Here is a 16,611-nt window from a genome sequence, read left to right on the forward strand (position 1 = left end):
ACGCCTGACGCCGGCCGCCGAAACGTGTTCACTAGGCTCAACCGAATGCGCCTTGCTCGAGTCGCCAGCCCGGACGGTGTCGCCTTCGTCAGCGTCGAGGGCGAACTGGACGATCCCGCCGCAATGACGGCCCGGGAGATCGCCGAACACCCGTTCGGCGCGCCGACATTCACGGGCCGGTCGTGGCCGCTGCCCGACGTCCGGCTGCTGGCTCCGATCCTGGCCAGCAAGGTGGTCTGCGTCGGTAAGAACTACGCCGACCACATCGCGGAGATGGGCGGCCTGACGGGCCTGGCACCGGCGGACCCGGTGATATTCCTCAAGCCCAACACCGCGATCATCGGGCCGAATGTGCCGATTCGGTTGCCCGCCAACGCATCACCCGTGCACTTCGAGGGCGAGTTGGCGGCGGTGATCGGCCGGGCGTGCAAGGACGTTCCCGCCGCCCGGGCCGCCGAGAACATTCTCGGCTACACCATCGCCAACGACGTGTCGGCGCGCGATCAACAAAAGGCCGACGGTCAATGGACCCGCGCCAAGGGCCACGACACCTTCTGCCCGGTGGGGCCGTGGATCGTCACCGATGTCGACCCCGCCGATCTGGAGCTGCGCACCGAGGTCAACGGCGACGTCAAGCAACGCGCCCGCACTTCGCTGATGATCCACGACGTCGGCGCGATCGTGGAGTGGATCTCGGCCGTGATGACCTTGCTGCCCGGCGATCTCATCCTCACCGGTACGCCGGCGGGCGTCGGCCCCATCGAGGACGGTGACACCGTGTCCATCACCATCGAGGGGATCGGCACCCTCACCAATCCGGTAGTCCGCAAAGGAAAGTCGTGACAGTACGAGTCCGGTTCTGCCCGTCGCCCACCGGCACGCCGCACGTCGGGATGGTCCGCACCGCGCTGTTCAACTGGGCCTACGCCCGACACACCGGCGGCACCTTCGTCTTTCGCATCGAGGACACCGACGCGCAGCGCGACACCGAGGAAAGCTACCTGGCGCTGCTCGACGCGCTGCGCTGGCTCGGCCTCGACTGGGACGAGGGACCCGAGGTCGGCGGGCCCTACGGCCCGTACCGGCAGTCGCAGCGCACCGAGATCTACCGCGACGTGGTGGCCAAGCTGCTCGAGGCGGGCGAGGCCTACCAAGCCTTTTCGACGCCGGAGGAGGTCGAGGCCCGTCACATCGCCGCCGGCCGCAACCCCAAGCTGGGCTACGACAACTTCGACCGTCAGCTGACCGACGCGCAGCGCGCCGCGTTTTTGGCGGAGGGCCGCAGGCCGGTGGTGCGGCTGCGGATGCCCGACGAAGACCTCGCCTGGGACGACCTGGTGCGCGGGACCACCACCTTCGCGGCCGGCACCGTGCCCGATTTCGCGTTGACCCGCGCGAGCGGTGACCCCGGAAAATTCTTGTACACCTTGGTCAACCCGGTCGACGACGCGCTGATGAAGATCACCCACGTGCTGCGCGGCGAGGATCTGCTGCCGTCGACCCCGCGCCAGCTCGCGCTGTATCGGGCGCTGATCCGGATCGGCGTCGCCGAGCGCATCCCGGAATTCGCCCATCTGCCAACGGTATTGGGCGAGGGGACAAAGAAGCTCTCCAAGCGTGACCCGCAGTCGAACCTGTTCGCCCACCGCGACCGCGGCTTCATCCCGGAGGGCCTGCTGAATTACCTTGCGCTGCTGGGCTGGGCGATCGCCGACGACCGCGACCTGTTCAGCCTCGACGAGATGGTGGCCGCGTTCGACGTCGTCGACGTCAACTCCAACCCCGCCCGGTTCGACCAGAAGAAGGCCGACGCGATCAACGCCGAGCACATCCGGATGCTCAACGCCGCCGACTTCACTACCAGGCTGCGCGACTACTTCGACGCGCACGGCCATCACATCGGGCTGGACGACGCGGGATTCGCCGCGGCGGCCGAGTTGGTGCAGACCCGCATTGTCGTCCTCGGCGACGCGTGGGACCTGTTGAAGTTCCTCAACGACGACGAGTACGCGATCGACCCCAGGGCCGCCGCCAAGGAGCTCGGCCCGGACGGGATCGCGGTGCTGAACGCGGCGCTGGCCGCGCTGGACGGCGTGGCGGACTGGACCGCGGAGCCGATCGAGGCCGCGCTCAAGGCCGCGCTCATCGAGGGTCTGGCGCTCAAACCGCGCAAGGCGTTCGGCCCGATCCGGGTTGCCGCCACCGGAACAACGGTCAGCCCGCCGCTGTTCGAATCCCTGGAGTTGCTGGGCCGCGACCGCAGCCTGCGGCGGCTGCAGGCCGCACGCGGCGATGCGGCCTGAGTCTTTGGTAGTCTGCACTGCGGTTTACAAAGGCCGGCAACGGCCGGCAACAGCGGTCTGAGTTCCGTGCAGAACCGTTGTGACCAGCGGTTTTAGGCAGCCGATGGGGTATGGTGTAATTGGCAACACAGCTGATTCTGGTTCAGCCGTTCTAGGTTCGAGTCCTGGTACCCCAGCAAAACGTCTCTACCGGTGTGAGCTATGCTGGCAGCTCGGATCGGTTCCGGCCCCGTCGTCTAGCGGCCTAGGACGCCGCCCTCTCACGGCGGTAGCGTGGGTTCGAATCCCATCGGGGCTACTTTCTCTCGCCGAGCAGACGCAGAATCGCACCATTTCGTGCCGAAATGGGCGATTCTGCGTCTGCTCGGCTACAGCGCGGCCGGGGCGGTCGATCCCCCTACGGGCATCGGCGGCAGCCCGAGCTTGCGGTGATCCCACGAGCGCGCGCGACGGGCCACGATGCGCACGCAGACCCGCTTGTTCATCATCTGCTCGACGAAGGGTTTCATCTCGTCGCTATACGGGCCGGTATAGCGCTCCCACACGCTGACCCCAACCTGGTGCGAGACGTCGGGATCGTCGACGATCTCCGCGACGCCTTCGAAGGACACCCCGCGCAGCGTGTCATAGGTGTCGCCGCCCTCGATCAAAAAGCTCACCCGCGGATCGCGCCTGAGGTTGACCGCCTTCTGCGACTTGGCCTTGGTCTCCAGCCAGATTTCGCCGTCGACGACGGCGTACCACATCGCGGTCAGGTGCGGCTGGCCGTCGGGGCCGACGGTGGCCAGCGTGCCGGTGCGGCTCTTGACGACGAAATCGGCGATCTCGTCGGAGGACATGACGATGCTCGCGCGCTGATTGGTTCCCATGGCGGTCAGTGTGTCAGGCCACGCGCGGTTGAGTGTGCAGTGGTGGCTTTCAGTGTGCGCTGAAGGCGGGGGATGTGCGGTGTGGGCGCCCGGGATGCACACCCAGCGTCAAGGACGCACACTCGAGACGCTAGAGCCGGCGGGTGAGGGCGTCGGCCGCCGACAGCAGGTCGGCGGCCCAGCGCGCCCCCGGGCGGCGGCCGATCCGGTCGATGGGCCCGGACACCGAGATGGCGGCGATGACGACACCACGGCCGTCGCGCACCGGCGCCGACACGCTCGCCACGCCCGGCTCGCGCTCGGCCACGCTTTGCGCCCAACCGCGCCGGCGCACTTCGGCCAGCGCCCGGCCGGTGAACTTCGCCGTCGGCAGCACGGCCTGCTGGACGGCGGCGTCGGCATGGGCCAGCAGCACTTTGGCGCCGGAGCCCGCCGTCATCGGCAAGCGCGCCCCGACCGGAACCGTATCGCGAAGGCCCGCAGCCGGTTCCAGCGCGGCCACGCAGACCCGCGACGTGCCCTCGCGCCGATACAACTGGACGCTCTCGCCGGTGGCCTCACGCAGCGCGGGCAGCACCGCCGCGCCCGCCGCCACCAACGGATCGTTGACGTGGGCGGCCAGTTCGGTGACCGTGGGGCCAAGCCGCCAACGCCCTTCGTCGTCGCGCGTCAGCAGCCGATGGACTTCGAGCGCGGCCGCCAGCCGGTAGGCGGTGGCCCTGGGCAACCCGGTGCGTTCACACAGTTCGGCCAGCCCGCAGGGAGATTCCGCGATCGTGTGCAGCACGCCCACGGCTTTGTCGAGGACCCCGATACCGCTATGCTGTCTCACAAAGAGATATTAGCGTCTCGCATTCTGAGATCACCAGCCCGGCACCGATCGGCGAGTCGCTAAGGACGCGTATGAGGCGAATCGAGGCAAAGATGTCGAGGATGTCGAGGACCCTGGCCGAAAAGGTTTGGGCCGACCACGTTGTGGTCGCAGGGGGCGGTTCGGAGCAGGGAGGGGCGCCCGATTTGATCTACATCGACCTGCATTTGGTGCACGAGGTCACCAGCCCGCAGGCGTTCGACGGCCTGCGTTTGGCCGGCCGGCCGGTGCGGCGCCCCGACCTGACGCTGGCCACCGAGGATCACAACGTGCCCACCACCGATATCGACCAGCCGATCGCCGACCCGGTGTCGCGCACCCAGGTGGAGACGTTGCGGCGAAACTGCGCCGAATTCGGTGTCCGGCTATACCCGATGGGAAACATCGAGCAGGGCATCGTGCACGTCGTCGGGCCGCAATTGGGCCTCACCCAACCGGGAATGACGATCGTGTGTGGCGATAGTCACACTTCCACGCACGGCGCGTTCGGCGCGCTGGCGATGGGCATCGGCACGTCGGAGGTCGAGCACGTGCTGGCCACCCAGACGTTGCCGTTGCGGCCCTTCAAGACGATGGCGGTCAACGTCGACGGGCAATTGCCCGCCGGCGTGAGCGCCAAGGACATCATCCTTGCGTTGATCACGAAGATCGGCACCGGCGGCGGGCAGGGTCACGTCATCGAATACCGGGGCAGCGCCATCGAATCGCTGTCCATGGAAGGCCGGATGACGGTCTGCAACATGAGCATCGAGGCCGGCGCCCGGGCGGGCATGGTGGCCCCGGACGAGACGACGTACGAGTTCCTGCGCGGCCGCCCGCACGCGCCGACGGGCGCGCAATGGGACGCCGCGCTCGAGTACTGGCAACGACTGCGGACCGACGCCGGCGCCGAGTTCGACACCGAGGTCTATCTCGACGCGGCCTCGCTGAGCCCGTTCGTCACGTGGGGAACAAACCCCGGCCAGGGGGTGCCACTGGGCGCGGCCGTGCCGGACCCCGAATTGATGACCGACGACGCCGAGCGGCAGGCCGCCGAGAAGGCCTTGGCGTACATGGACCTTCGACCCGGAACGCCGATGCGCGACATCGCCGTCGACGCCGTCTTCGTCGGTTCTTGTACCAACGGTCGTATCGAAGACCTGCGGGTGGTGGCCGACGTGTTGCGTGGCCGCAAGGTGGCCCGGGGGGTGCGGATGCTCGTCGTCCCCGGTTCCATGCGGGTGCGCGCGCAGGCCGAAGCCGAAGGGCTGGGTGAGGTTTTCACCGCGGCGGGAGCCCAGTGGCGACAGGCGGGATGCTCGATGTGCCTGGGCATGAACCCCGATCAGCTCGCGCCGGGGGAGCGGTGCGCCGCGACGTCCAACCGCAACTTCGAAGGGCGGCAGGGCAAAGGCGGCCGAACCCATCTGGTATCGCCGGCCGTCGCCGCCGCAACCGCGGTGCGCGGCAGGCTGTCCGCGCCGGTCGACTTGAACTCAAACTGATTGGAATCGAGGACAAAGATGGAAGCCTTTCGCACCCACACGGGGATCGGTGTGCCGTTGCGGCGGTCCAATGTCGATACCGATCAGATCATTCCCGCGGTGTATTTGAAGCGCGTCACCCGAACCGGTTTCGAGGACGGCTTGTTCGCGACATGGCGGTCGGATCCCTCATTCGTGCTAAACCTCAGCCCCTTTGATCGCGGGTCGGTTCTGGTCGCCGGACCCGATTTCGGCACCGGATCGTCGCGTGAGCATGCGGTGTGGGCGCTCATGGACTACGGGTTCCGGGTGGTTATCTCGTCTCGATTCGGTGACATTTTTCGGGGCAACGCCGGCAAGGCGGGCCTCCTGGCGGCCGAAGTATCCCAAGATGGAGTGGAACTTCTTTGGAAGCTCATCGAGCAGAGTCCGGGGTTGGAAATTACTGTCAATCTTCAAGATCGAAATATCACCGCGGGAACGGCGGTGTTGCCGTTCAAGATTGACGACCATACCGCTTGGCGACTGCTCGAAGGTCTTGACGATATAGGCCTTACGCTGCGGAAACTCGACGACATCGAGGAATTCGAGGCGGCACGGCCAAACTGGAAACCGCACACTCTGCCCGCCTCCTGAAGGGTAGACCGGGACGGATTTTCTTCTCGGTCAGCCACGTAAACCTGGCCGATTTTTCGGTCCCTCCACCGGTCAAGGGCGGCAACCGGATTGCGAAAACTTCGGTCGGTGGGTCCTGAAATTGCGCGTGGCTCTTGGAAATTTGTTGGGTAAGGGTTTACCGTGTCCACTAGTCGGTTCGCAAAACGAGGACCACTAGCTTCGGAGGGTTTGGATGAACAAAGCAGAGCTCATTGACGTGCTCACACAGAAATTGGGCTCGGACCGTCGGCAGGCGACCGCCGCCGTCGAGAATGTCGTCGACACCATTGTGCGCGCGGTGCACAAGGGTGACAGCGTCACCATTACCGGGTTCGGCGTGTTCGAACAGCGGCGCCGCGCGGCACGGGTGGCCCGCAATCCGCGTACCGGCGAGACGGTAAAGGTGAAGCCGACGTCCGTTCCGGCGTTCCGGCCCGGTGCCCAATTCAAAGCGGTTGTCTCTGGCGCACAGCGTCTCCCAGCGGAAGGACCTGCAGTGAAGCGTGGTGTTGTGGCAAGCGCAGCCAAGAAGGTGGCGAAGAAGGCTCCGGCCAAGAAGACGGCCAGCAAGGCTCCGGCCAAGAAGGCCGCGACCAAGGCTCCGGCCAAGAAGGCGGCCAGCAAGGCTCCGGCCAAGAAGGCCGCGACCAAGGCTCCGGCCAAGAAGGCGGCCACCAAGGCTCCGGCCAAGAAGGCGACCAAAGCGGTGAAGAAGGTCGCGGCCAAGGCGCCGGTGCGCAAGGCGGCCACCAAGGCTCCGGCCAAGAAGGCAGCGGCAAAGAGGCCGGCCAGCAAGGCTCCCGCCAAGAAGGCGACCTCGCGGCGCGGCCGCAGGTAGGAAAGTTCCGCGCGCAGATACCCTTCGGGGTGGCAGTAATGCCGCCCGAAGGGTATTCGCGTGTTAGGCCCGCACGTTGGCGGCCAGGGCGCCGCCGATGTGGTCGGCCGCCAACAGCCGACCGGCCGACAGCGACAGCACCCACGTGCTGCCCTTGTGGTTGCGGGATTTGTCGGGACGCACCCCGTCGCGTTCGCACCACCACGCGATCAAGTCCGGAATCACCTTGCCCTGAGTGCAGATCACCGGCGTGCCTTCTCGCTCGGCAATGCGCAGAATCCGGTGGCGGCCGCGTTTGGGGTTCTTGGCGTAGGACTCCTCGGTCAGGGCTGGCTCGTTGTGGACGGTCACGCCGAGCTCCTCGGCGAGCGGTCCTATCGTCTGATGGCAGCGGAGCCGGTCGGCCGCATACACGTCGGAGGCGCCGAAGGCCAGCAGCTGGGGAACCAGTGCCTCCGCCTGCGCGCGTCCCCGTTTGTCCAGCGGTCGTTGGGTGTCGTCGCCGGAGAACCGTGACTTCCTGCCGGCGGTGCCGTGCCGGACCACCAGCACGGTGTGCGTGTTCGCGGGGTGTTTTGCAAAGCGGCGCAACATTTTTCGATCTTGCGCGTAGTTGAGTTTCTTCATCGCGTTGGCGACCGGCAGCCAGACCAGCTCGTCGACCTCGTTGCCCGGGATGAATTCCCCGCCGGTGCTGCGCGCGGCCCAGTAGTAGACCTTCTTGACGCCCGCCTCGATCGGGTAGCTCACCATGTCGAGCCGCCTGCCAAGGATGGCGTGATGACCCGTCTCCTCGAACACTTCCCGCACCGCGGCCACGGGTGCCGTCTCGCCGGGGTCCACTTTTCCTTTGGGCAGCGACCAGTCGTCGTAACGGGGGCGGTGAATGAGCGCGATCTCGAGGTCCGAGTTGGCCGGATCGGCGGAGCCCGATCGCCACAACACCGCGCCTGCCGCATATACGATCCGGGTTCCCGAGCGCCGAGCGGCGGACGAGTTCTGGACCGACACCTTAACTCCTGCAGGTCAATTGGGCCAAGGCCGCCTGCGGCCGTGGGGTGCGACGTGGAAAGCTATCACACGGCCTCAGGGGCTGCGGTGCCGCTCCATCAGTGACATCTGATGGTCGCGCACGGTGTGGCCCTCCTGGGGCGACGCGGTCCACTGGCCGTCGGGACCGAGTTCCCAGCACCGGGTCGACGGATCCAAAGCGGATTCGAACAATTCGTCCAGCTGTGCGGTCAGCCTGGGATCCTTGACCTGAACCAGCACCTCGACCCGCCGGTCGAGATTGCGATGCATCATGTCGGCGCTACCGATCCAGAACTCGTTGATGGACCGGAAGTGCACGATGCGTGAGTGTTCCAGGAAACGGCCCAGAATCGAGCGGACGAAGATGTTTTCGGAGAAGCCTTCCGCGCCCGGGCGCAGCGCGCAGATGCCGCGCACCACCACCTCGACCCGCACGCCGGCCCGTGACGCGCGATACAGCGCGTCGATGACCTGTTCGTCGACGAGGGCGTTCATCTTGAGCCGGATCCGGCCCTGGCCCGTTTCGCGGTGCGCGGCGATCTCGCGCTCGACGCGTTCGATGATGCCCGTGCGAATTCCGTAGGGGGCCACCAAGAGGTTGCGGTAGGCCAACTTACGCGAATAGCCGGTCAGCGAATTGAACAAGTCGGTCAGGTCGGCGCCGATGTCGGGGGCCGCCGTCAGCAGGCCGACGTCCTCATACAGCCGTGCCGTCTTGCTGTTGTAGTTGCCGGTCCCGATGTGGCAATATCGCCGGATCGTCGGGCCCTCGCGGCGCACCACCAGGCAGGTCTTGCAGTGTGTCTTCAGGCCGACGAGCCCGTACACCACGTGCACTCCCGCCTGCTCGAGTGCGCGCGCCCACCGGATGTTGGCCTGTTCGTCGAAGCGTGCCTTGAGCTCAACCAGCGCCACCGCCTGCTTTCCGGCCTCGGCCGCTTCGATCAGCGCCCGGACTATCGGGGAGTCACCGGATGTGCGGTACAGCGTCTGTTTGATCGCCAGCACGTTGGGGTCGGCGGCGGCCTGCTCGATGAATCGCTGCACGCTCGTGGAGAACGAGTCATACGGATGATGCACCAGCACATCGCCTTCGCGCAGCGTCGAGAAGATACTCTTCGGCGTTTCGCGGTCGGCGAAGGCGGGGTGGGTGTCCGGAACGAATGCCGGGTCTTTGAGCGCCGGACGGTCCAGCCCGTAGATCTGCCACAACGACGACAGGTCGAGAAGGCCGGGCACTTCGATGACGTCACCGGGATCCACGTCGAGTTCCCGTAGCAGTAGCTCCAGCATGCTTTCGGTCATGTCGTCGGCGATCTCGAGCCGCACGGGCGGACCAAATCGCCTGCGCGCCAACTCCCGTTCCAGCGCCTGCAGCAGGTCTTCGTCGCGGTCCTCTTCGACCTCCATGTCGGCGTTGCGGGTGATGCGGAACGCGTGGTGCTCGACGATTTCCATGCCCGGAAACAGCACGGGGAGAAAGGCCGCGATCAGTTCTTCCATCGGCAGGAACCGGACCACGGTCTGCCCCTCTATGCCGTTCCCGCCATCGCCGTCGAGTTCGACGAAGCGATCGACGTTGTTGGGCACCTTGACCCGGGCGAAGTGCTGGCCGCCGTCCTCGGGCTGGCGCACGGTGACCGCCAGGTTCAGGCTCAACCCGCTGACAAACGGGAACGGGTGGGCGGGATCGACGGCCAGCGGTGTCAAGACGGGGAAGACCTGTTCGGTGAAATAGGTCGACAGTCGTTCGCGCTCGGCCTGATCCAGGTCGGCCCAGGTGACGATGCGAATGCCTTCCTCGGCGAGCGCGGGCCGCACCGAATCGAGGAACACCCGGGCGTGCCGGGTCGCGATCCGCTGGGTCTGCTCGCCGATGCGGGCCAGTTGCTCACGCGGCGTCAAGCCGTCCGCGGAGCGGACGGAGAGCCCCATCTCGTCGCGGCGCTTGAGACCGGCCACCCGCACCATGTAGAACTCGTCGAGGTTGGAGGCGAAGATGGCCAGGAACTTGGCCCGCTCCAGCAGCGGCAGCGAGTTGTCGTCGGCCAGCGCCAGCACCCGCGCGTTGAAGTCCAGCCAGCTCAGTTCGCGGTTGAGGTATCGGTCCTCCGGCAGCTCGTCGGCGATCGTGGCGGGGGTGGCCGCGGGTGGCGCCGCCACGGCCGACTCGCCTGAAACCCAGATATTCTCGTCGGGACGCGCCTCAGCGTCGATTTCGGTCACCCTGCGATCATTGCTCATCACCCGCTGACGGTGCCAGCGTCGGGCGGACATCCACTCGCCGTTGGCGTGCCGTTCACTCTTCGGCCAGCTTCCCGGCCGTTCGGCCCCCTCAATGCTGCGTGATCGCGCGGGCGGTCGCCGCCCCGACCCCGAGGCGACGGGCGGTCACCAGGTCGGCGGGAGTGTCGACGTCGCAGCGCAGGCCGGGCCACGCGCCCGTCAGCTCGATCGCGCCCGAACGGCGGTGCCGCGCGGACGAATCCGACCCGAACCGCGGATCGAGCGCGGTTCCGAACGCGAAGAGCGCGGCGGTTCCCGTCGCCAGCCGGTCGGCGACGAAGCTGCGCCGGTGCTGGCGCGCGGCGGCGATCGCCTCGGCCAACTCCTGGGTTTGCAGCGCCGGCAAATCGCCTTGCAGCACAACGGTATTGGAGAACGACCCGGCCACCGCTCGCTCCGCGGTGGCGATCGCGTTGTTCAGTGGGTCGCCGTGGCCCTCGGGCGTGGGGTCGGCCAGCACATCGGCTCCGAGCCCGGCCGCCGCGGCCGCCGCGGCCTTGTCGGGTGTGATGACGGTGATCGAGCCCAGCGAGCCGACGCCCGCCGCGGCGGTCAGGGTGTCGACCAGCATGGCCAGCACCACGCTCTCCCGGGTCCGCGCCGAGAACACCGGGGCCAGCCGGGTCTTGGCGGCGGCCAACCGCTTGACGGCGACGATCAGGGCAACATCACCGCTCATAGCGGTCATCCTGCCAGCGGCGCGCGGCGCGGCGCCCGCGAGCGTCACGCTAGCGTGGCGCCAGCCCGCGAGCGTCACGCTAGCGTGACGGCGGCCCGTCGCTGGTCTAGGGTTTAGCGGCCGCAGTGACGCATTGATAAATAGAGGGGGTGTGTGGATGGCCGGCACGGAAACCGTCGCGGTGATGGGCGCCGGCGCCTGGGGCACGGCGCTGGCCAAGGTGCTTATCGACGCCGGGGGACCGGAGGCGGGAGTCGTGCTGTGGGCCCGGCGGTCCGATATCGCCGAGCAGATCAATGCCACCCGGTACAACCCCGCCTACCTGCCCGGTACCCGGCTGCCGCCCGGCATCCGCGCCACCGCCGACGCGAAAGAGGCGCTGGCCGGCGCGTCGACGGTGTTGCTGGGAGTGCCGGCGCAGACGATGCGGGTCAGCCTCGAGCGGTGGACGGGCTTGGTGGCCGACGGCGCGACCCTAGTCAGCTTGGCCAAGGGCATCGAGCTGGGCACCCTCATGCGGATGAGCCAGGTCATCGTTTCGGTGACCGGCGTCGACCCGGCACAGGTCGCCGTCATTTCGGGGCCGAACCTGGCCAGTGAGATCGCCGAATGCCAGCCCGCCGCCACGGTCGTCGCGTGCAGCGACTCCGGCCGCGCCGTCGCCCTGCAGCGCATGCTGAACAGCGGGTACTTCCGGCCCTACACCAACAGCGACGTCGTCGGCACCGAGGTCGGGGGGGCGTGCAAGAACGTCATCGCGCTGGCGTGCGGCATGGCCGCCGGCGTCGGGCTCGGCGAAAACACCGCCGCCGCGATCATCACCCGGGGCCTGGCGGAGATCATGCGGCTGGGGATCGCGCTCGGCGCCAAGGGCGCGACGCTGGCCGGGCTGGCGGGCGTGGGTGACCTGGTGGCCACCTGCACGTCGCCGCAGTCGCGCAACCGGTCCTTCGGCGAATGCCTGGGCCGCGGCGAAAGCATGGAATCGGCGCTGCGGGCGAGGGACGGGCACGTGGTCGAAGGGGTGACGTCGTGTGAGTCGGTGCTCGCGCTGGCGTCCAGTTACGACGTCGAAATGCCGCTCACCGACGCCGTGCACCGGGTCTGTCGCAGGGGACTCTCGGTGGACGACGCGATGGCGCTGCTGCTGGGCCGCAGCACCAAACCCGAATGATGAGCCCGTCAGCCCCACCCGGGGGCGCCCCACCCGGTAGCCTCTCTAGGTTGTGAGTGCCTCCGGCCGGCCGTCTCGGTTCCCCACGCCTCGGCCGCCACGCCCCGACCGCGTGCGCGTCGCCGTCGTCTTCGGCGGGCGCAGCAACGAACACGCCATTTCCTGCGTGTCCGCGGGCAGCATCCTGCGCAACCTCGACCCGCGGCGCTTCGAGGTGATCGCGATCGGCATCACCCCGGAGGGCTCCTGGGTGCTCACCGACGGCGATCCGGACGCGCTCGCGATCACCGACCGCCAGCTGCCCGAGGTGACCGCCGAATCGGGCACCGAGCTGGTCTTGCCCGCCGATCCGCGCCGCGGCGGCCAGCTGGTGTCGCTGTCGCCCGGCGCCACCGAAGTCTTGGCCTCCGTCGACGTGGTGTTTCCGGTGCTGCACGGCCCGTACGGCGAGGACGGCACCGTCCAGGGGCTGCTCGAACTGGCCGGTGTGCCCTACGTCGGCGCCGGCGTGCTGGCCAGCGCCGCGGGCATGGACAAGGAGTTCACCAAGAAGTTGCTCGCCGCCGAGGGGCTTCCGATCGGCCCGCACGCGGTGCTGCGCCCCGCCCAGGCGGCGCTGGGTCTCGAGGAGCGCGAGCGGCTGGGCTTGCCGGTGTTCGTCAAGCCCGCGCGGGGCGGCTCGTCGATCGGCGTCAGCAGGGTTTCCAGCTGGGACGAACTGCCCGCCGCGATCGCCAACGCCCGCCGGCACGATCCGAAGGTGATTGTCGAGGCGGTGATCGACGGGCGCGAGCTGGAATGCGGCGTGCTCGAAATGCCTGACGGCACAGTGGAAGCCAGCACGTTGGGCGAGATCCGGGTGGCCGGGGTGCGGGGACGGGAGGACTCGTTCTACGACTTCGCCACCAAATACCTCGACGACGCGGCCGAATTGGACGTGCCGGCCAAGGTCGACGACGCCGTCGCCGTCGCCGTGCGCCGGTTGGCGATCCGGGCGTTCCGCGCCATCGACTGCCAGGGTCTGGCCCGGGTCGACTTCTTCCTCACCGACGACGGTCCGATCATCAACGAGATCAACACGATGCCGGGGTTCACCACGATCTCGATGTACCCGCGGATGTGGGCGGCCTGCGGCGTTGACTATCCCACCCTGCTGGCGACCATGGTCGATACGGCCCTGGCCCGCGGCGTGGGCCTGCGCTAACGAGCCTTCTAACGCGCCTTAACGCGCCTCAGCCGGGTCGATGGGCACCGCCGCGATGGTGTGGTCGATCGCCTCGGAGAGCTGTTGGATGGGCGTCGGCCCCGATCCGGCCGGCAGCGTGAGCGCGACATACACCGGCCGGTCCACCGTGCACCAGGTGGATCTGCCTGCGTCACCGGCGGATTGTTGCCCGGCGGCCACCTCGAACCACTGCACCCGGTCGACGACCTGGATCGGCGACCCCACCACAAAGTCGGCGGGGCGCTCGAGCCCGCAGCGCAACACCACGGGCTCGCCGTCGGGCCCCGCCCGCCAGGCAGCCACGCCCTTGGGCGCCGGTTGGGCCAGCGGCGCGCGTTGGTAGCCGCCGAGCTGCCGCGGCAGGGCCCCCGACAGTGCCCGGCACGCGGCGCTGGTCGCCTGCGGCGCCGGAACGGCCGGAACGGGGACGGGTTGCGGCGGCGCCTGGCGGGTCGCCGCGATGGCCAGGATTACGCCGATGGCCGCGACGGCCAGGGCGACCGCGGCGATCATCAGCGCGCGCGGCGGCCCCGTGTCGGCATCCGAACCGGTGTCGGGGTCGGTCGTCACCGCCCGCGCACCTCCTCATCTCATACACTGGCGCGGTCCGCTCGCGCGGGCAGAAACCCAACCTACCGCAGGTCGGGCGCCCGCAGGCCGGCCCGCGCGCGGCGGCGACGCGCCGGAGGAGGTGCAGCGTGCGCGACGATGAGTCCGGGGAGTCCCCCACGCTGCGAGAGCTCGGCGAGTTCGCGGTCATCGACCGGCTGGTGCGGGGCCGCCGGCAGCCCGCCGCGGTGCTGCTGGGGCCCGGCGACGACGCGGCGCTGGTGTCTGCGGGCGACGGCCGCACCGTGGTGTCGACCGATGTGCTGGTGCAGGACCGGCACTTTCGGCTGGACTGGTCGACACCCCACGACGTCGGCCGCAAGGCGATCGCCCAGAACGCCGCCGACATCGAGGCGATGGGCGCGCGGGCCACGGCGTTCGTGGTGGGCTTCGGGGCGCCCGGTGAGACGCCGGCGGCGCAGGTGGACGCGCTGGTCGACGGGATGTGGGACGAGGCGGGCCGGATCGGCGCCGGCATCGCCGGCGGCGATCTGGTCAGCTGCCCGCAGTGGGTGTTGTCGGTGACGGCGCTGGGTGACCTGGACGGCCGCGCGCCGGTGTTGCGGTCCGGCGCGAAAGCGGGCTCGGTGATCGCCCTCGCCGGCGAGCTGGGCCGATCAGCTGCCGGATATGCGTTGTGGTGCAACGGCATTCGCGGATTCGACGAACTGCGGCGCCGTCACCTGGTGCCCCGGCCGCCCTACGGGCAGGGGCCGGCCGCCGCGGCCGCGGGCGCGCAGGCGATGATCGACGTCTCCGACGGTCTGATTGCCGATCTGCGGCACGTCGCCGAGGCGTCGGGGGTGGGCATCGACTTGTCGGCGGCGGCGCTGGGCGCCGACCGTGCCGCGCTGGCCGCGGCCGCCGCCGCCGCGGGCGCCGATCCGTGGCCGTGGGTGCTGGCCGGCGGCGAGGACCACGCCCTGGTGGCCTGTTTCGCCGGCCCGGCGCCGGTCGGGTGGCGCGTCATCGGGCGGGTACTCGACGGACCGGCCCGGGTGCTCGTCGACGGACGGGAGTGGCGGGGGTACGCGGGCTGGCAGTCGTTCGATTCGGGTTAGGCAGTGCGACGAGCCCGGTCGAGTAGGGTGACGCGGTGACCGTCCTATGACCGATGCCAGGAAGGCTGCAATGACCGCGCGCCCGTTGAGCGAACTCGTCGAAAAGGGCTGGGCGACCGCGCTCGAGCCGGTAACCGACCAGGTCGCCCAGATGGGTCAATTCCTGCGGGCCGAGATCGCGGCCGGGCGCAGGTACCTCCCGGCGGGACCGAACGTGTTGCGCGCCTTCACGTATCCGTTCGACGACGTGAAGGTCCTGATCGTCGGTCAAGATCCCTACCCGACGCCCGGACACGCTGTGGGCCTTAGCTTCTCGGTGGCCCCCGAGGTGAATCCGCTGCCGCGCAGCCTGGCCAACATCTTCGAGGAGTACACCGCCGACCTGGGCTATCCCCAGCCGTCGTGCGGCGACCTGACGCCCTGGGCGCAGCGGGGTGTGCTGCTGTTGAACAGGGTGCTCACGGTGCGCCCCAGCAACCCGGCGTCACATCGGGGCAAGGGCTGGGAGCCGGTGACGGAGTGCGCGATCCGCGCGCTGGCCGCGCGGCCGCGGCCGCTGGTGGCGATCCTGTGGGGCCGCGACGCGTCGACGCTCAAACCCATTCTGGCCGAAGGCAATTGCGTGGCGATCGAGTCGCCGCATCCCTCACCGCTGTCGGCGTCTCGCGGCTTCTTCGGCTCGCGTCCGTTCAGCCGCGCCAACGAGCTGCTCGCGGGCATGGGCGCCGACCCCATCGATTGGCGGCTGCCCTGACCGTCATTGTCGTGCGGGACTGACGAGAAGTGCCAGGATCAACGTCATGACGATCGTCGTGGTCGGCGCCACCGGGCTGATCGGCGCCAAGCTGGCCCACATCTTGACCGCCAACGGTCAGCAGGTGCTGGCGGCCTCGCGGAGCACCGGCGTGGACGTGCTGACCGGCGAGGGCGTGAGCGATGCCCTGCGTGGCGCAGAAGCGGTAATCGACGTCACCGATTCACCGTCCTACGAGGACGACGCGCCGCTGGAGTTCTTCACCACGTCCACCGCCAACCTCGTCACCGCCGAACGGGCCGCCGGGGTGGCCCATCACGTCGCGCTGTCGGTGGTCGGCGCCGACCGCATGCCCGACAGCGGATACATGCGGGCCAAGGTCGCCCAGGAAGCCGGGATCGTCGGCTCCGGCGTCGCGTATACGGTGTTGCGAGCCACGCAGTTCTTCGAATTCGCTTGTGGCATAGCGGATTCCTGCACCGACGGAAACACTATCCGGGTGCCGGATGCGCTGATCCAGCCGATCGCCGCCACCGAGGTTGCCGCGAGATTGGCGGCGATCGGGGCGGGGGCTCCCGCCAACGCGATCGTCGAACTCGGTGGGCCGGAATGCCTTTCGTTCGAGCATTTCATCCGCGCGGCGCTGACGCGGTACGGCGATACCCGGACCGTGTCGACGGATCCACACGCCCGCTACTTCGGGACCGCGCTCGAGCCGCGCACCCTGGTCGCTGCCGACACCGCCGCTCGGGGACGACTTCGGTTGGCGAACTGGCTGGCGGGGAGATGA

16 protein-coding genes and 2 tRNA genes are annotated in these 16,611 nt (G+C 68.6%); 12 read left to right on the forward strand and 6 right to left on the reverse strand.

Features of this window, described 5'->3' with window-relative positions:
• Positions 1 to 45 precede the first annotated feature (45 nt).
• The 4 genes from K3U93_RS07590 to K3U93_RS07605 all read left to right on the forward strand — a co-directional run bounded on the left by K3U93_RS07590 (position 46) and on the right by K3U93_RS07605 (position 2,601).
• Positions 46 to 843 carry a fumarylacetoacetate hydrolase family protein gene (locus tag K3U93_RS07590; RefSeq protein ID WP_083010546.1) on the forward strand — a complete coding sequence of 266 codons (798 nt, stop codon included), beginning with the start codon at positions 46 to 48 and terminating at the stop codon, positions 841 to 843.
• Positions 840 to 2,303: a glutamate--tRNA ligase gene (gene gltX / locus K3U93_RS07595; protein WP_083010545.1), complete on the forward strand. Its 1,464-nt coding sequence runs from the start codon at positions 840 to 842 to the stop codon at positions 2,301 to 2,303. The genes K3U93_RS07590 and gltX overlap by 4 nt, the downstream gene beginning before the upstream one ends.
• A 104-nt stretch (positions 2,304 to 2,407) precedes the next feature.
• A tRNA-Gln gene (locus K3U93_RS07600) sits at positions 2,408 to 2,479 on the forward strand.
• Between the two features lie 49 nt (positions 2,480 to 2,528).
• Positions 2,529 to 2,601, forward strand: a tRNA-Glu gene (locus tag K3U93_RS07605).
• 70 nt (positions 2,602 to 2,671) lie between these two features.
• Here K3U93_RS07605 and K3U93_RS07610 read toward each other — a convergent pair.
• Both K3U93_RS07610 and K3U93_RS07615 read right to left on the reverse strand, forming a co-directional pair.
• A complete protein-coding gene (locus K3U93_RS07610) occupies positions 2,672 to 3,172 on the reverse strand; it encodes a pyridoxamine 5'-phosphate oxidase family protein (RefSeq protein WP_083010544.1) in 501 nt (166 codons plus the stop codon).
• A gap of 130 nt (positions 3,173 to 3,302) precedes the next feature.
• Entirely contained in the window at positions 3,303 to 4,004 is a 702-nt protein-coding gene (locus tag K3U93_RS07615) for an IclR family transcriptional regulator (protein WP_083010543.1), read from the reverse strand.
• 92 nt (positions 4,005 to 4,096) lie between these two features.
• Here K3U93_RS07615 and leuC point away from each other — a divergent pair, with 92 nt between their 5' ends.
• The 3 genes from leuC (at position 4,097) to K3U93_RS07630 (ending at position 7,001) form a co-directional block, all read left to right on the forward strand.
• A complete protein-coding gene (leuC, locus tag K3U93_RS07620; RefSeq protein ID WP_083010602.1) occupies positions 4,097 to 5,527 on the forward strand; it encodes a 3-isopropylmalate dehydratase large subunit in 1,431 nt (476 codons plus the stop codon).
• Between the two features lie 18 nt (positions 5,528 to 5,545).
• Positions 5,546 to 6,142 carry a 3-isopropylmalate dehydratase small subunit gene (gene leuD, locus K3U93_RS07625; RefSeq protein WP_071511320.1) on the forward strand — a complete coding sequence of 199 codons (597 nt, stop codon included), beginning with the start codon at positions 5,546 to 5,548 and terminating at the stop codon, positions 6,140 to 6,142.
• 214 nt (positions 6,143 to 6,356) lie between these two features.
• Positions 6,357 to 7,001 carry an HU family DNA-binding protein gene (locus K3U93_RS07630; protein ID WP_083010542.1) on the forward strand — a complete coding sequence of 215 codons (645 nt, stop codon included), beginning with the start codon at positions 6,357 to 6,359 and terminating at the stop codon, positions 6,999 to 7,001.
• Positions 7,002 to 7,064: 63 nt separating this feature from the next.
• On the opposite strand, the gene mutT1 is transcribed toward K3U93_RS07630, so the two are convergent.
• The 3 genes from mutT1 to cofC form a co-directional block, all read right to left on the reverse strand.
• Positions 7,065 to 8,012: an 8-oxo-(d)GTP phosphatase MutT1 gene (gene mutT1 / locus K3U93_RS07635; protein ID WP_083010541.1), complete on the reverse strand. Its 948-nt coding sequence runs from the start codon at positions 8,010 to 8,012 to the stop codon at positions 7,065 to 7,067.
• Between the two features lie 75 nt (positions 8,013 to 8,087).
• Positions 8,088 to 10,280, reverse strand: coding sequence for an RNA degradosome polyphosphate kinase (locus K3U93_RS07640; protein ID WP_083010540.1), 2,193 nt, complete (start codon positions 10,278 to 10,280; stop codon positions 8,088 to 8,090).
• 88 nt (positions 10,281 to 10,368) lie between these two features.
• Complete coding sequence (gene cofC, locus K3U93_RS07645) at positions 10,369 to 10,998, reverse strand: 2-phospho-L-lactate guanylyltransferase (RefSeq protein ID WP_071511323.1); 630 nt, start codon at positions 10,996 to 10,998, stop codon at positions 10,369 to 10,371.
• A gap of 157 nt (positions 10,999 to 11,155) precedes the next feature.
• Here cofC and K3U93_RS07650 point away from each other — a divergent pair, with 157 nt between their 5' ends.
• On the forward strand, positions 11,156 to 12,172 hold the full coding sequence (locus K3U93_RS07650; protein WP_083010539.1) for an NAD(P)H-dependent glycerol-3-phosphate dehydrogenase: 1,017 nt from the start codon (positions 11,156 to 11,158) through the stop codon (positions 12,170 to 12,172).
• Positions 12,173 to 12,224: 52 nt separating this feature from the next.
• On the forward strand, positions 12,225 to 13,376 hold the full coding sequence (locus K3U93_RS07655) for a D-alanine--D-alanine ligase family protein (RefSeq protein ID WP_083010538.1): 1,152 nt from the start codon (positions 12,225 to 12,227) through the stop codon (positions 13,374 to 13,376).
• Between the two features lie 18 nt (positions 13,377 to 13,394).
• Here K3U93_RS07655 and K3U93_RS07660 read toward each other — a convergent pair whose 3' ends face one another.
• Positions 13,395 to 13,910 (reverse strand): DUF3515 domain-containing protein, encoded by a 516-nt coding sequence (locus K3U93_RS07660; protein ID WP_083010601.1) that lies wholly within the window; start codon positions 13,908 to 13,910, stop codon positions 13,395 to 13,397.
• 185 nt (positions 13,911 to 14,095) lie between these two features.
• On the opposite strand from K3U93_RS07660, the gene K3U93_RS07665 reads away from it, so the two are divergent.
• The 3 genes from K3U93_RS07665 (at position 14,096) to K3U93_RS07675 (ending at position 16,611) form a co-directional block, all read left to right on the forward strand.
• Positions 14,096 to 15,067, forward strand: a complete 972-nt coding sequence (locus tag K3U93_RS07665; protein WP_083010537.1) for a thiamine-phosphate kinase — start codon at positions 14,096 to 14,098, stop codon at positions 15,065 to 15,067.
• A 70-nt stretch (positions 15,068 to 15,137) separates the two neighbouring features.
• The gene (locus tag K3U93_RS07670; protein ID WP_083010536.1) at positions 15,138 to 15,821 is read left to right on the forward strand and encodes a uracil-DNA glycosylase; all 684 of its coding nucleotides are present in this window, start codon (positions 15,138 to 15,140) and stop codon (positions 15,819 to 15,821) included.
• Positions 15,822 to 15,867: 46 nt separating this feature from the next.
• The gene (locus K3U93_RS07675; protein WP_083010535.1) at positions 15,868 to 16,611 is read left to right on the forward strand and encodes an SDR family oxidoreductase; all 744 of its coding nucleotides are present in this window, start codon (positions 15,868 to 15,870) and stop codon (positions 16,609 to 16,611) included.

This window comes from Mycobacterium malmoense (assembly GCF_019645855.1).
GTDB classification, from domain to species: domain Bacteria; phylum Actinomycetota; class Actinomycetes; order Mycobacteriales; family Mycobacteriaceae; genus Mycobacterium; species Mycobacterium malmoense.